Here is a 14,185-nt window from a genome sequence, read left to right on the forward strand (position 1 = left end):
GGGTCCTCAGCGCGGCAGGCCGAGCATGCGCTCGGCGATGATGTTGCGCTGGATCTCGTTCGATCCGGCATAGATCGGGCCGGACAGCGAGAAGATGTAATCGTCCAGCCAGTCGTCCACCGCGCCCGCATCGGGGGCGGAGGGGAGCAGTTCGGCGCGCGGGCCCAGGATCTCCAGCGCGGTCTGGTGGAGGTCGATGTCCATCTCCGACCAGAAGATCTTGTTGGTGCTCGCCTCCGGCCCGATCTTCGCGCCCGCCATCAGCCGGCTGGCTGTAGAATAGATGGACAGGGCATAAGCCTCGGCGTTCATGAACGCGCGGACGACCTGCTTCTTCAGCGCCGGATCGACGCTGTTCTCATGCCGCCGGTAGAGCTCCGCCAGCTTCGCCGCCGCCACCTGATAGCGGGCGGGGCTGCGCAGCATCAGCCCGCGCTCGAACCCGGCCGTCGCCATGCAGATGTGCCAGCCCTGGCCCTCTTCGCCGAGGCGATTGAACGCGGGCACGCGCACGTCCTCGAGGAAGATCTCGGCGAAGCCGACATGGCCGTTGATCTTGCGGATCGGATTCACCGTCACGCCCGGCGCGTCGAGCCGGAAGAAGATCAGGCTCATGCCCTTGTGCCGCTCGGTCCCCGGCTCGCGGAACAGGCCGAACGCCCAGTCGGCAAAGGCGGCGCGGCTGGACCAGATCTTGTGGCCGTTCAGCACATAGTCGTCGCCGTCGCGCACGGCGGTGGCGCGCACGCCCGCCAGATCGCTGCCCGCCTGCGGCTCCGACCAGGCCTGCGCCCAGATCTCGTCCCCGCTGGCCATCGACGGCAGAAAGCGGACCTTCTGCTCGTGCGTGCCGAACTCCATCAGCGTCGGGCCGAGCAGGAAGATGCCGTTCTGGTTGACGCGGCCGGGAGCGCCGGCGCGGTAATATTCCTCCTCGAAGATCAGCCACTGGATCAGATCGACCCCTCGGCCGCCATATTCGACCGGCCACGTCACCATGCCCCAGTCGCCCGACTTCAGCGTCCGCTCCCACGCGCGGTGCGCCTCGAAGCCTTCGCGCGTCGCGTCATAATGTTCCAGCGGCGTGGCCGGCACATGGGCCTCCAGCCAGGCACGCACTTCGGCGCGGAACGCCTGCTGTTCGGGGGTGTAGGTCAGGTCCATCTCAGAATGCGGCCGCCTTGCCGGTTTCCACGAAGGCGTCGCGCGCCTTCTGGCTGTCCTCGTGCATGTACATTTCGAGCGTGAAGCCCTGTTCCCAGCGATAGCCGCGATCGACGTCGCGCGCCTCGAGGCCGTTCAGCGCTTCCTTGGCGATCACCAGCGCCTTGCGGCTCTTGGATGCGATCACCGCGCAGAAGGCGCGGGCCTCCGCCACCAGATCGGCGCGGGGCACCACCTTCTCGACGCCGCCCAGCCGGTAGGCCTCCGCTGCCGGGATGTTGCCGCCGGTGAAGAAGGCCGCGCGCACCTTATGCAGCGGCAGCATGCGCGACATGTGGCTGGCCCCGCCCATCGCGCCGCGATCGACCTCCGGGAGCGAGAAATAGGCGTCGTCCGCCGCGATGATCGTGTCCGATGCGCCGCAGATGCCGATGCCGCCGCCGATGACGAACTTGTGCACGGCGATCACCACCGGCACCTCGCAGTCGTGGATCGCCTTGAAGGTGAGGTAATTGCCGCGGTTGAGCAGCGGGATCCGCTCGGGATGCGCCTGCATCTCCTTGATGTCGACGCCGCCGCAAAAGCCCCGCGACGTCTCCGCCGCGCGGATCAGCAGGACGTTCACCTCCGGGTTGAACCCCGCCTCGCGGATCAGCGCGGGGAAGCTGTTCCACGTCTCGCTGTCGAACGCATTCACCGGCGGCACGTCGAAGACGATCTCCGCGATCCGATCCTTGATCTCCAGCGTGACGGGCATGTCTGTCCTCCTCCTTCAGGCCGCGTGCACAGGCGCGGCGCTGCCGAGTGCCGCGAGCGCGGCCAGCCGCTCATGCGCCTCGGCGACGATGCGATCGACCAGCACCTGGCAGGTCGGAATGTCGTCGATCCGGCCGCCGACGACGCCGGTCGCCATCACGCCATGCTCGACATCGCCGTGGACGACCGCTTTCTGGATCATCATCGGCATGTTGGCGGCCATGATCGCCTGCTTGAGCGGCATCGCGCCGTGCGAGGTCATGCCGCGCGCGGACTTCAGCATGTCGAGCCACGATGCGCCGGTCTGCTTCTTCATCTGGCTGCCGCTCTCGAACGCGCGGAGCCACATGCCGAACGGGCCGGACTTCTCGATCCGGTCCATCGCCTTGGATCGCACCATGCGCTGCGGGATGCCGTCCAGCTTGGTGGTGACGACGATGCCGTCGGTGCTGGCCTTCAGATATTCGGCCTTGGCCGCATCCGGCACCGGGCTTTCCTTGGTCAGCAGGAAGCGCGTGCCCATCGCGATGCCGACGGCGCCGTAAGCCAGCGCCGCCGCCAGGCCGCGGCCGTCCGCCATGCCGCCGCTGGCGATCACCGGCACCTTCACCGCATCCAGCACCTGCGGCAGCAGCACCGTCGTCGGCACCGATCCGGTGTGGCCGCCGCCTTCGCCGCCCTGCACGTTGACCATGTCGACGCCCAGCTGAACCATCTTCTGCGCATGCTTCACCGCGCCGACTGTCGGCACGCACAGGATGCCGGCATCGCGGAAGCGGCCGATCATCTTGGCATCCGGCCCACGCCCGAACGAGACGGCGCGCACCTGATCCTTGTTCTCGACGATCAGGTCGACGATCTTGTCGGCGCCCGGCTGGAAGCTGTGGAAGTTGACGCCGAACGGCCGGTCCGTGCCGCGGCGCACCTCCAGCAGCTTGGTGCGGGCCTCGTCGGGTGTCATCACCGCCGCGCCGAGGAAGCCGAACGCGCCCGCATTCGAGCTGCCGATCACCAGGCTCGGCTCCGCTACCCAGCCCATTGCGGTCTGGATGATCGGCCAGCGGCAGCCCAGCCGCTCCACCATCACCGTGTGCAGCGGATCGCCCATCACGCGTCCCCCGCCTGCTTCTTGTTGGCCGACGCCATCGATTTGGCGTCCTGCCCGGCAAGGCTGTCGATCGAGGTGAGATCGTTCTGCGCGTGGGCGAAGTGATGCATGTGATATTGCGCGTCCATGGCGCTCCGCTTGCCCATCAATTCCTCGACGTGATTGATCGCCTGCTTGCTCAGCCAGTTGCTCAGTCGCGGCTGCGCGACCAGCTTGGCCGCCATGGCTGCGGCGGCATCGCGCAGCTCGGCGCGGGGCACGATCTTGTTGACCATGCCGAACTGCTCGGCCCGCTGCGCGCTCATCCGCTCGCCCAGCAGCAGGAACTCCTTGGCCACCCGTGGCGGCAATTCGTAGGCGTGGGCGAAATATTCGACGCCCGGAATGCCCATCCGGTTGACCGGATCCTGGAAGAAGGCGTCGTCGCTGGCGACGATCAGGTCGCACACCCACGCCAGCATCAGCCCGCCCGCCACGCACGCGCCCTGCACCATCGCGATGGTCGGCTTGGCCACGTCGCGCCAGCGCCGGCACATGCCGACATATTGCTCCTTCTCGCGCGTATAGAGCAGCTCCGCGCCCGGCTTGTTGACGTGGCCCGGCACCATCAGCCGGTTGTCGAACGGCTTGTGCACGTCGCGTCCCGGCGTGCCGATATCGTGGCCCGCGGAGAAGTGCTTGCCATGGCCGCCCAGCACGATGCAGCGCACGTCATCGTCGTTGGTCGCGCGGATGAACGCATCGTCCAGTGCATAGGTCATCTGCCCGTTCTGGGCATTGTTGACCGCCGGGCGGTTCATCATGATCCAAGCGACGCGGTCGATCACTTCATAGGTGACCGGCTCATCCGTTTCGTAGACGGTGTCCACCGTCCGCGGTTCGACGAGGGCGTCGGCGTGGTTCATGTCAGGCGGCTTCCCGGATCGCGGACGGGTTCCCCTTGAACACGCCGGCCCGGACATTGTGCGGATCGAGCTGCGCGATCAACGCCAGCGCCGCTGCATCCGGACCCGCCGTCGTCGGGATGTCCTCGCCGATGCGGGCGAGCGGGAAGCCCGTATTCTCCTGCACCTCGTCGAACGACACGCCGGGATGGAGCGAGACGACGCGCATCTGATGATCCGGCCCGCCGAAATCCAGCACGCACAGGTTGGTGACGATCACGCGCAGATCGACGCCGGAATAGTTGCCGCCCGCCACGCGCCGCGCCGGATTGTAGCCGACGCCCGAGATCATATCCACTTCGCCCGGAACCAGCGTGCGCTGCGTGTGCGACGGGAAGAAGAAACTGTTGGCGTGATAGATGGTGTTGCCCGGGAAACCGCGCACGCCCAGCATCTGCGTCTTCGGCTTGTCGTACGTGCCGCCAAGATAGCTGAGGTTGATCTGGCCGAACCGGTCGATCTGCGTCGGCGTGACCATGGCGTGGCGCCGCCCCGTCCACACCGCGCTGTCGAAGAAGCGCGAGAAGGGGAGATAACCGGCGGCCTTGCGATCGTCATAGCTGCGCGGGCCGATCGGCACCGGCTGCTCGACCAGATAGGCCTCGCCGTCCGTCATCATCAGCTCGGGGCTGTGCGACAGCTTGGCGAGGCCCGCGGCCAGGCGCGGCACGGGGCCGACGCCGGTCGCGACGATCTCGCCATTGTTCCGGAAGGCTTCCGAGCAGGCGAAGACGCAGAGTTCTGCGAGCGTGTAGTCCGTCATCAGAATATCGGAAGCGGGAGAGCCGCGACCGCCTCCTTTCCACCGATTTGCTCGAGATAGGCGCTTTCGCTGGCACCGACGAAACGGTCGGCGACGGCGGACCAGTCGCCCGGATCCTTGGCGGCGTCGGCATAGGCCTTGAACGCCTTCATGTCCCAGCCATAGGCCGGCGGCATCGAGCTTGGATGCGCGCCGCCCGGCATCTCGACGACGCCCGACACGAAGCAGCGCTCGAACACGTTATACTGCGCGTCGCCCGGATAATGATCCTCCATCCGGTCGACCAGTTCCTCGCACGAGACGAAGGTCTTGGCCGCGGCCTTGGCGAACCACTCGTCATAATAAGTGTCGGCGCCGAACAGGTGGACGTTGCCGCGCCAGTCGCTGCGATTGGCGTGAATGAAGGCAACGTCGAGCTTCAGCGCCGGCATCGCGATCAGCGTCTCGCTGTCGGCATAGGGGGACTGCACCGTCTTGAGGCCGCCCAGCTCCGCCAGATCGGTGCCGAGGCCGACGCGCGTCGGCAGGAAGGGCAGGCCGAAGGCGGCGGCCTTCAGCCCCCACTGGAACATGCCTTCGTCCAGTTCCATCACTTCAAGGCCGCCCGCCTCGCGCGCCTTGCGGAACCACGGCTCCAGCGGGATCGCATCGAGCGAGACGAAGGCGAAGACCAGCTTCTTCACCTTGCCCGCCGCGCACAGCATGCCGACGTCGGCGCCGCCATAAGCGACGATCGTCAGATCCTTAACGTCGGAGCGGAGGATCTCGCGGACCAGCGCCATCGGCTTGCGCCGCGGGCCCCAGCCGCCGATCCCCACGGTCATGCCGTCGCGCAGGGTGGCGACCATCTCCTGCGCCGACATGCGTTTGTCCAAGGTCGCCGGCATCTCAGTCATCCTTTTCGTGCGCCCATTTGTGGCCCCAGTCGCTGACGCCCAGGCTGGTCGTGGGCACCCACGTGTCCGGATCGATTACCAGACCGTTCCAGCCATATTCGATGTCGAACCCGCCGGGCGTGCGCATGTAGAAAGAGGTCATCTTGTCGTTGACATGCCGCCCGAGCGTCGCCGAGAGGGGAACCTTTCCCTTGCTTTTCAGCACGCGATCATAGGCACGGCCGACATCCTCGAGCGTGCCGACCTCCAGCATCATGTGCACGGCGCCGTTCGGGCTTTCCGGCATCTGGCCGAGCGCCAGGCTGTGATGACGGCCGTTGCGCGCGTGCATGAAGGCGAAGCCGATGCCGGCATCGTCCGGCCCGCCGCCGGCCAGGAAAAAGCGGCCGAGATCGGTGTCGCCGAAGCCCAGCACCTCCTTGTAGAAAGCGTGCGTTTCCTCAAACGCCGGCGCGGTCAGCACGACATGGCCGAGACCCATGTCGCCATTGTCGCCCGTGACGAAGCGGCTGACCGCGGCGGGCGAGACGAACGGCGCATAATCGTAGAAGCGTCCGTAGAAAAGCTCGAACCCGTTGCCGCACGGATCGGACGAGCGGGCGAGTTCATAGACCTTGCGCCCGCGCGCCTCCATGATGCCCGCACGCTCCACCGGGCGGCCTGCCGCCTCCAGCCGCGCGATCGCCGCATCGAAGGCTTCCTTGGAGGCGAATTCCCAGCCCGGCGCGACGAACGCCTCGCGCTCGCCCTTGCGGATCCAGAAACGGAAGGGGCGATCATCGACGCGCAGGAACAGCACGTCCGGATCACCCGACGGCGATTCCATCGCGCCGAGGATCTGCGTGCCATATTCCTGCCAAGCCGCAAGATCGCGCGTCTCGATGACGACGTAGCCCAACGAACTGACGCTCACCTGTTCCGCTCCCCACCCAGAACCCCGCTCACGGCGCCGATCGGCTACGCAAGTCGATTGCGCCGCCATGCCTGCGCAATTGCATGATCGCCGCGCCCCGGCGGCCTCATGCGATCATCGCCAAAGCGTGTTTGATGCGCTAAAGCGTCACCGCGGACGATGCAAGCCCCCGCGGAAGGCTTGACAGTTTGCGCAGAATAGACCAACTGGATCTACGCATCCCGCCCGTCTAGCCGATGAGGTCGGGAACCAGGAGACGGTGATGAACGCGAGCAGCGCAGTCCTCTCGATGCCCGATACCGGCTACGCCCAGGTGGCGGAGCTTGTGACCCCCGAAATCCTCATCGAACGCGCGCGCGCGATGGTGCCGGTGCTGAAGGCGCGCGCCAAACAGGCGACCGCGCAGCGCCGCATCCCGGACGAGACGATCGCCGAGATGCAGGAAGCGGGCTTCTTCCGCATCCTCCAGCCCAAGCGCTGGGGCGGGTATGAGATGAACCCCAACGTGTTCTTCGAGGTGCAGAAGCTGCTGGCCGAAGGCTGCATGTCGACGGGCTGGGTCTACGGCGTCGTCGGTGGCCATCCCTACGAGCTGGCGCTGTTCCACGATCAGGCGCAGGTCGATGTGTGGGGCGAGGATGACAGCGTGCTCGTCTCCTCCTCCTACCAGCCGGTCGGCGTGGTGGAGCGGGCCGAGGGCGGTTTCTACCTGTCAGGCCGCTGGGGCTTCTCCTCGGGGTCGGAGCATTGCGACTGGGTACTGCTCGGCGCGATGATCCCGCCGGCCGAGGAGGGCGGCCCGCCCGACATGCGCACCTTCCTGCTGCCGCGGGCGGACTACAAGATCGAGGATGCGTGGCACACGTTCGGCCTGCAGGGCACGGGCAGCCAGGATATCGTCGTCGATCGCGCCTTCGTGCCCGAGCACCGCACGCACAAGGCGGTGGACGGCTTCCTCTGCCGCAATCCCGGCCAGGCCGAGAATGACGCGCCGCTGTTCCGCCTGCCCTGGGCGCAGATCTTCCTGCGGCTCGTCTCCACCGCCGCGCTTGGCGGCGCCAAGGCGGCGGTGAAGGGGGCGCTGGAGATCACCGCCAACCGCGTGTCGACCAACACGGGCAAGGCCTCCAAGGCCGATCCGATGGTGATGAGCGCGATCGCCAAGGCCTATTCGCAGATCGACGAGATGGAGCTGGTGCTCCAGCGCAACGTCAACGACATGCTCGGCCATGCCGAGCGGGGCGAGGAGGTGCCGATGGAGAAGCGCACGCTCTATCGCTACCAGTCGGCCTCCGTCGTGCGGCGCTGCGCGGAAATGGTGGACGATCTGCTGCCGCTGCTGGGCGGCCGCGCCATCTACATGTCCAGCCCGCTGGTGCAGCCGTGGCTTGACCTCAATGCCGCGCGTGCGCACGTTGCGAATGACCCGAACAACATGGCGGGCGACGTGGTCGGCAGCCTGATGGGTCAGCCGCCTGCCTTCATGTTCGTCTGACGCGACGCAAGGGGAGAGGGCAGGGGTGGCCGAATTGCAGATCAGCACGCACCGCGTGAGCGGCGATTACGACATCGTGGTGGCGGAGACCGGCCCGGCGGACGGGCCGGCGGTGGTGTTCCTCCACGGCAGCGGCCCGGGCGCATCGGGCCGCTCCAATTTCCGCAAGAATGTCGATGCGTTCGTCGCGGCCGGCTACCGCGTGCTGCTGCCCGACCTGATCGGCTATGGCGCCTCGTCCAAGCCGGAGGGGATCGACTATACGCTCCAGCTCTTCACCGACACGGTGTATGAGGCGCTGCAGGCGCAGGGCGTGACCAAGGCGACGCTGATCGGCAACTCGCTGGGCGGCGGCATCGCGCTGCAGATGACGCTCGACCATCCCGAATTCGCCGAGAAGCTCGTCCTGATGGCGCCCGGCTGCGTCGCGCCGCGCGAAGATTATTTCGTGATGCCCGGCATCGCCAAGATGGTGTCCAACTTTGGCGGGCCGGATTTCAACGTGGACGAGCAGAAGCGCCTGATCGGCAACCTGCTCCATCCCGACGCGCACCACCACATCACCGACCAGCTGGTGGAGGAGCGCTTCGCCGTCGCGCGGACGCAGCCGAAGGACGTGCTCGTCCGGATGCGCACGCCCGATCTCGGGCCGCGTCTCGGCGAAATCACGCAGCCGATCTTCGTGCTGTGGGGCCTGAACGACGAATTCTGCCCTGAGGCGCATAGCCGCCTGTTCCTCGATCGCTGCCCTGATGTGCGCGCGATCACCTTTGCCCGCACCGGCCACTGGGTGCAGGTGGAGCGGGCTGAGGAGTTCAACCGTTACTCGCTCGATTTCCTGCGTGACTGAGGCCGTCGCGGTCGCGGACGATGTGGTTCCGCTGTTCAAAGGCGCGATGCGGCGGCTCGCCTCCGCCGTCGGCGTCGTCACGGCAGAGGGGCCGGACGGCGTCACCGGCATGGCGGCGACGTCGATCACCTCGCTGACGATGGATCCGCCGGCGGTGCTGGTCTGCGTCAATCGCTCGGCCAGCCTGCACGCCTGCCTGTCGCAAGGCTGCGCGTTCAACATCAACATCCTGTCGCGCCACCAGCGCGACATCTCCTCCGCCTTCGGCGGCGCGGTCGCGCGAGAGCTGCGCTTCACCGTCGGCGCCTGGACCCCCGATCATCGCGGCCTCGCCATGCTCGACGATGCGCAGGCCAATCTCTCCTGCGTGGTCGATGCGATCTGGCCCTATGGCACGCACAGCATCGTCGTCGGCCGGGTCGAGGCGGTGCGGCTGACGGGCGAGGTCGCGCCGCTCATCTACCAGGACGGAACCTATCTGTGAGCGACACTGACGGGCGCATCGACGCCTTCGCCGACGAACTCTATTCCGCGCTGCGCGAGCGCCGCACCGTGCCGCCGCTGATGGCGCGCGATACGACGCTGACGATCGACGACGCTTACGCCATCTCGCTGGGCGCGCTGGAGCGGCGCACGGCGGATGGCGAGCGGATCGTCGGCAAGAAGATCGGCGTCACCTCCAAGGCGGTGCAGGACATGCTGGGCGTCCACCAGCCCGATTTCGGCTTCCTGACCGACCGCATGTGGGTGAAAGGCGACATCGACGTCGAAGCCCACGGCCTGATCCAGCCGCGTGCCGAGGCGGAGATCGCCTTCATCCTGAAGAGCGACCTGAACGGCCCCGGCGTGACCGCCGAGGACGTGCTCGCCGCGACGGAGAGCATCGCGCCCTGCTTCGAGATCGTCGACAGCCGGATCGACGACTGGAAGATCGGCATCGTCGATACCGTCGCCGACAACGCGTCGTGCGGCGTGTTCGTGATCGGCGAGGCCCGCGTCGACCCGCGCGGGCTCGACCTGCCGGCGCTGCACGTCACCGTCACCAAGAATGGCGAGCCTTTGTCCGAAGGCTATGGCTCGGCGGTGCAGGGCTCCCCGCTGCAGGCGGTGGCGTGGCTGGCTAATACGCTCGGCGCGCACGGCGTCACGCTGAACAAGGGCGACGTGATCCTGTCCGGCAGCCTCGTGCCGCTGGCGCCGGCCAAGGCGGGCGACCTGTTCGAAATGGAATTGCACGGCATCGGGCGCTGCGCCGCCCGCTTCGTCTGAGGAGTATCAAGGGTGGCGAAGGTCAAGGCGGCGATTATCGGTTCGGGCAATATCGGCACCGATCTGATGATCAAGATGATCAAATATCCCCAGAATATGGAGCTGGTGGCGGTCGTCGGCATCGACGAGAAGTCGGAAGGGCTGGCGATGGCGCGCGAGCGCGGCGTTGCGACCACGCACGAGGGCATCGATGGCCTGAAGGCGATGGATGTCTATCCCGAGATCGGCATCGTGTTCGACGCGACTTCGGCCTATGCCCACAAGGTCCACGATGCGGCGCTGCGCGCGGATGGCAAGCAGGTGGTGGATCTCACCCCCGCGGCGATCGGCCCGTTCACCATCCCGCCGGTCAACATGGAAGCGCATCTCGACCAGCCGAACGTCAACATGGTGACGTGCGGCGGGCAGGCGACGATCCCGATGGTCGCCGCGGTCTCCCAGGTCGCCAAGGTCCATTATGCCGAGATCGTCGCCTCGGTGTCGTCGCGCTCGGCCGGGCCCGGCACGCGCGCCAATATCGACGAGTTCACCCGCACGACGGCTGCCGCGATCGAGCAGGTCGGCGGAGCGGAGAAGGGCAAGGCGATCATCATCCTCAACCCCGCCGAGCCGCCGATGATCATGCGCGACACGGTGTTCACCCTGTCCGACGGCGCCGACGAGGAAGCGATCCGCGCCTCCGTGCACGCAATGGTCGAGAAGGTGCAGAAATATGTGCCCGGCTACCGCCTGAAGCAGGAGGTGCAGTTCGAGCGCTATGGCGACAACAACAAGCTGAAGATCCCCGGCCGCGGCGAGTTCACCGGGGTCAAGACCTCGGTGTTCCTCGAGGTCGAGGGCGCGGGCGATTACCTACCCAGCTATTCCGGCAATCTCGACATCATGACCGCGGCGGCAAAGGCGACGGGTGAATTGCTCGCGCAGAAGCTGCTCGACCGGCAGCAGGTGAACGCATGACCTTCGACGTGCAGACCCAGAAGCTCTACATCCAGGACGTTACGCTCCGCGATGGCATGCACGCCATCCGCCACATGTACGGCATCGATCATGTCGCGGCGATCGCCAAGGCGCTCGACCAGGCGGGCGTGGATGCGATCGAGGTGGCGCATGGCGACGGCCTGTCGGGCACCAGCTTCAACTACGGCTTCGGCGCGCACACCGACTGGGAGTGGCTGGAAGCGGTGGCCGAGGTGCTGGACAAGGCCGTCCTCACCACGCTGATCCTGCCGGGCCTCGGCACCGTCGAAGAGCTGCGCCGCGCTTATGATCTCGGCGTCCGCTCGGTCCGGGTCGCGACGCATTGCACCGAGGCGGATGTCTCCAAGCAGCATATCGGCATCGCCCGCGATCTCGGCATGGACGTGTCGGGCTTCCTGATGATGAGCCACATGATCGAGCCCGAAGCGCTGGCGCAACAGGCGCTCCTCATGGAGAGCTATGGCGCGCACTGCGTCTATGTCACGGACAGCGGCGGCGCGCTGGACATGGACGGCGTGCGCGATCGTTTCCGTGCTTATGACCGCGTGCTCAAGCCCGAGACGCAGCGTGGCATGCACGCGCACCACAATCTCTCGCTCGGCGTCGCCAACTCGATCGTCGCGGCGCAGGAAGGCGCGGTGCGGATCGACGCCAGCCTCGCCGGCATGGGCGCGGGCGCGGGCAATGCGCCGCTCGAAGTGTTCGTCGCCGCCGCCGACCGCAAGGGCTGGAACCATGGCTGCGACGTGATGGCGCTGATGGATGCGGCGGAGGATCTCGTCCGCCCGCTTCAGGATCGCCCGGTGCGTGTCGATCGCGAGACGCTCGCGCTCGGCTATGCCGGCGTCTATTCCTCCTTCCTCCGCCATGCCGAGAAGGCGGCGGGCGATTACGGCCTCGATACGCGGGCGATCCTGGTCGAGCTTGGCCGTCGCAAGATGGTTGGGGGCCAGGAGGACATGATCGTCGACGTGGCGCTGGATCTGGTGAAGGCGCGCGACGCCGCCTGAGCCGGCACGCGGATCAGGCGAGGCTGGCGACGCTCGTCAGCACCAGCCGGACCAGATCCGCTTGTCCCCGTGTCGCCGTCTTGGCGTAGAGCCGCTTGGAGTAATTGCGCGCCGTCTCGATTGTCAGGCCGAGCGCGGTGGCGGCATCGGCAAGGCTTTCACCCTCCGCCAGGCGGACGGCCAGCCGCGCCTCGCCCGCGGATAAAGCGAACAGCCGCACCAGCGCGTCGGCCGCACCTTCCCCCAGCATAGGCGCCACCCGCGTCAGCGCAACAACGGTGGGCATGGTCGAGGCGGCGAGCGGGCGCTCGGGCACCGGCACGGCGAGCAGATCGAGCGGCGGATCGCCGGCGCCCTGCACCGCCATCGGCAGCGCAGCAGGAAGCTGCCCCAGCGGCCGCTCGCCCGGAGGCGCGGAGCCGCCGCGGTCGAGCGGGCGCGCCTCCCGGTCGAGCGCCGTCCAGCCGACGCCTGCGCGCCGCAGCGCATCGTCCGCCACCGCCGCGCGGAATCTGGCCCGGTCCAGCTCGGCCAGCGTGCGCAGCGCGATCGACAGATGCGGCGCGAGCGACGAGAGCAGGGCGCTGTCCGCCGCAGAGAAATCGTCCGCCGTGCGCGTCACGCTCAGCCATGCACTGCCGCCGCCACGCTCGGTGATCCGCATGAAGCGGCCGAAGCGGATGCCGATCCGCTCGAGATAGTCGCGCTGGAAACGGCTGTGGCCGGCATCCTGCGGGTCCATCATTTCGGTTGCGGCATAGACGCGGCCGGGCCGCAGCCGGTGATAGGGCGTTGGATCGAGTCCGGCGAGGTGATCGAGCCGGTCCGCCTGGGATCGCACGTCGCGGCCGGCGAACCACTGTGCCGCGCGGTGGATCGGCGTGTCGCCCTGCGCGACGATCAGTGAAACATGATCGGCGCGCGTCCGGCGTAACATGCGGCCGAGGAACGTCGCCCAGCGCGGCTCCTCATGCACGCCGTCGTGCAGCACGGTCAGCAGATCGATCTCGTCGGAGCGGGAGAGCGTCACGGTAATCCTCGGCCACCTCCCATATGGGAGGTGCAGCGCGAAGCAAAGTGCATACATCCATCCATCAGGAGCGGATCCAGGAAGGACGACCGATGGCGCAGGACGCGCAGACCCTCACGCATCTCGAACGGTTGGAAGCGGAAAGCATCCACATCCTCCGCGAAGTCGTCGCCGAATGCGAGAAGCCGGTGATGCTCTATTCGGTGGGCAAGGACTCGGCGGTGATGCTGCATCTCGCCCGCAAGGCATTCTATCCGTCGCCGCCGCCATTTCCGCTGCTCCATGTCGATACGACGTGGAAGTTCAAGGCGATGTACGAGCTGCGCGACCGCATGGCGCGTGAGAGCGGCATGGAACTCCTCGTTTACCATAATCAGGAGGCGAAGGATCGCGGCATCAACCCGTTCGATCATGGCGCGCTCCACACCGACATGTGGAAGACGGAGGGGCTGAAGCAGGCGCTCGACCTCTATGGCTTCGACGCGGCGTTCGGCGGCGCGCGGCGCGACGAGGAGAAGAGCCGCGCCAAGGAGCGCGTGTTCAGCTTCCGCTCGGCCAATCACCGCTGGGATCCGAAGAACCAGCGGCCGGAGCTGTGGAATCTCTATAATGCCCGCAAGAACAAGGGCGAGAGCATCCGCGTCTTCCCGATCAGCAACTGGACCGAGCTGGACATCTGGCAGTATATCCAGCTGAACGACGTGCCGATCGTGCCGCTCTATTTCAGCGCCAAGCGGCCGACCTACGTGCATGACGGCCAGCTGTTCATGGCGGACGATCCCGAGCGGCTGGAGCAGACGCTCGGCCGCAAGCCCGACATCGTCGAGCGCTCGATCCGCTTCCGTACGCTCGGCTGCTTCCCGCTGACGGGCGCAGTCGAGAGCGAGGCCAAGACGCTGTCCGAGGTGATCCAGGAGACGCTGCTCACCACGACGTCCGAGCGCCAGGGCCGCGTGATCGACAAGGATGCCGGCGGCGCCGGCATGGAGAAGAAGAAGCAGGAGGGGTA

General features: G+C 67.0%; 15 protein-coding genes. 7 read left to right on the top strand and 8 right to left on the bottom strand.

Annotated elements, in window-relative coordinates; translation table 11 throughout:
* Positions 1-6 precede the first annotated feature (6 nt).
* Genes BM360_RS09135 through BM360_RS09165 form a run of 7 tightly spaced genes read right to left on the bottom strand, consistent with a single transcriptional unit; the run spans position 7 to position 6,544 of the window.
* The gene (locus BM360_RS09135; protein WP_093313476.1) at positions 7-1,164 is read right to left on the bottom strand and encodes an acyl-CoA dehydrogenase; all 1,158 of its coding nucleotides are present in this window, start codon (positions 1,162-1,164) and stop codon (positions 7-9) included.
* A gap of 1 nt (position 1,165) precedes the next feature.
* Positions 1,166-1,921, bottom strand: a complete 756-nt coding sequence (locus BM360_RS09140; RefSeq protein WP_093313478.1) for an enoyl-CoA hydratase family protein — start codon at positions 1,919-1,921, stop codon at positions 1,166-1,168.
* 15 nt (positions 1,922-1,936) lie between these two features.
* A complete protein-coding gene (locus BM360_RS09145) occupies positions 1,937-3,028 on the bottom strand; it encodes an NAD(P)H-dependent flavin oxidoreductase (protein WP_093313480.1) in 1,092 nt (363 codons plus the stop codon).
* A complete protein-coding gene (locus BM360_RS09150) occupies positions 3,028-3,933 on the bottom strand; it encodes an enoyl-CoA hydratase (protein ID WP_093313482.1) in 906 nt (301 codons plus the stop codon). Before BM360_RS09150 ends, BM360_RS09145 begins: the two co-directional genes overlap by 1 nt.
* Position 3,934: 1 nt before the next feature.
* Positions 3,935-4,735 (bottom strand): CoA-transferase subunit beta, encoded by an 801-nt coding sequence (locus BM360_RS09155; protein ID WP_093313484.1) that lies wholly within the window; start codon positions 4,733-4,735, stop codon positions 3,935-3,937.
* Positions 4,735-5,622, bottom strand: coding sequence for a CoA transferase subunit A (locus BM360_RS09160; protein ID WP_341350588.1), 888 nt, complete (start codon positions 5,620-5,622; stop codon positions 4,735-4,737). The genes BM360_RS09155 and BM360_RS09160 overlap by 1 nt, the downstream gene beginning before the upstream one ends.
* Before the next feature lies 1 nt (position 5,623).
* Positions 5,624-6,544 (bottom strand): VOC family protein, encoded by a 921-nt coding sequence (locus BM360_RS09165; RefSeq protein WP_165611259.1) that lies wholly within the window; start codon positions 6,542-6,544, stop codon positions 5,624-5,626.
* 361 nt (positions 6,545-6,905) lie between these two features.
* On the opposite strand from BM360_RS09165, the gene BM360_RS09170 reads away from it, so the two are divergent.
* From BM360_RS09170 to dmpG, 6 genes are all read left to right on the top strand, one after another.
* Positions 6,906-8,039 (top strand): acyl-CoA dehydrogenase family protein, encoded by a 1,134-nt coding sequence (locus BM360_RS09170; protein ID WP_093313970.1) that lies wholly within the window; start codon positions 6,906-6,908, stop codon positions 8,037-8,039.
* A 25-nt stretch (positions 8,040-8,064) separates the two neighbouring features.
* The gene (locus BM360_RS09175) at positions 8,065-8,889 is read left to right on the top strand and encodes an alpha/beta fold hydrolase (RefSeq protein WP_093313488.1); all 825 of its coding nucleotides are present in this window, start codon (positions 8,065-8,067) and stop codon (positions 8,887-8,889) included.
* On the top strand, positions 8,882-9,373 hold the full coding sequence (locus tag BM360_RS09180; RefSeq protein WP_207544552.1) for a flavin reductase family protein: 492 nt from the start codon (positions 8,882-8,884) through the stop codon (positions 9,371-9,373). The genes BM360_RS09175 and BM360_RS09180 overlap by 8 nt, the downstream gene beginning before the upstream one ends.
* Positions 9,374-9,453: 80 nt before the next feature.
* Complete coding sequence (locus tag BM360_RS09185; RefSeq protein ID WP_093313972.1) at positions 9,454-10,158, top strand: fumarylacetoacetate hydrolase family protein; 705 nt, start codon at positions 9,454-9,456, stop codon at positions 10,156-10,158.
* Positions 10,159-10,170: 12 nt separating this feature from the next.
* Positions 10,171-11,115, top strand: a complete 945-nt coding sequence (locus BM360_RS09190) for an acetaldehyde dehydrogenase (acetylating) (protein ID WP_093313492.1) — start codon at positions 10,171-10,173, stop codon at positions 11,113-11,115.
* Positions 11,112-12,146 carry a 4-hydroxy-2-oxovalerate aldolase gene (gene dmpG / locus BM360_RS09195; protein ID WP_093313494.1) on the top strand — a complete coding sequence of 345 codons (1,035 nt, stop codon included), beginning with the start codon at positions 11,112-11,114 and terminating at the stop codon, positions 12,144-12,146. The genes BM360_RS09190 and dmpG overlap by 4 nt, the downstream gene beginning before the upstream one ends.
* Before the next feature lie 13 nt (positions 12,147-12,159).
* Here dmpG and BM360_RS09200 read toward each other — a convergent pair whose 3' ends face one another.
* Complete coding sequence (locus tag BM360_RS09200) at positions 12,160-13,176, bottom strand: helix-turn-helix transcriptional regulator (RefSeq protein WP_093313496.1); 1,017 nt, start codon at positions 13,174-13,176, stop codon at positions 12,160-12,162.
* A 92-nt stretch (positions 13,177-13,268) separates the two neighbouring features.
* On the opposite strand from BM360_RS09200, the gene cysD reads away from it, so the two are divergent.
* Positions 13,269-14,185: sulfate adenylyltransferase subunit CysD (cysD, locus tag BM360_RS09205; RefSeq protein WP_093313498.1), on the top strand; the 917-nt coding region annotated here is incomplete at its 3' end.

Source organism: Sphingomonas jatrophae (genome assembly GCF_900113315.1).
Classification (GTDB): Bacteria; Pseudomonadota; Alphaproteobacteria; order Sphingomonadales; family Sphingomonadaceae; genus Sphingomonas_P; species Sphingomonas_P jatrophae.

Excerpts from the sequence above, each read along its gene's own strand:
- BM360_RS09145 (WP_093313480.1), bottom strand. The coding sequence starts at position 3,028 with ATGGGCGATCCGCTGCACACGGTGATGGTGGAGCGGCTGGGCTGCCGC.
- BM360_RS09150 (WP_093313482.1), bottom strand. The coding sequence starts at position 3,933 with ATGAACCACGCCGACGCCCTCGTCGAACCGCGGACGGTGGACACCGTC.
- BM360_RS09160 (WP_341350588.1), bottom strand. The coding sequence starts at position 5,622 with ATGCCGGCGACCTTGGACAAACGCATGTCGGCGCAGGAGATGGTCGCC.
- BM360_RS09170 (WP_093313970.1), top strand. The coding sequence starts at position 6,906 with ATGGTGCCGGTGCTGAAGGCGCGCGCCAAACAGGCGACCGCGCAGCGC.
- dmpG (WP_093313494.1), top strand. The coding sequence starts at position 11,112 with ATGACCTTCGACGTGCAGACCCAGAAGCTCTACATCCAGGACGTTACG.
- BM360_RS09185 (WP_093313972.1), top strand. The coding sequence starts at position 9,454 with ATGGCGCGCGATACGACGCTGACGATCGACGACGCTTACGCCATCTCG.
- BM360_RS09135 (WP_093313476.1), bottom strand. The coding sequence starts at position 1,164 with ATGGACCTGACCTACACCCCCGAACAGCAGGCGTTCCGCGCCGAAGTG.
- BM360_RS09140 (WP_093313478.1), bottom strand. The coding sequence starts at position 1,921 with ATGCCCGTCACGCTGGAGATCAAGGATCGGATCGCGGAGATCGTCTTC.
- BM360_RS09155 (WP_093313484.1), bottom strand. The coding sequence starts at position 4,735 with ATGACGGACTACACGCTCGCAGAACTCTGCGTCTTCGCCTGCTCGGAA.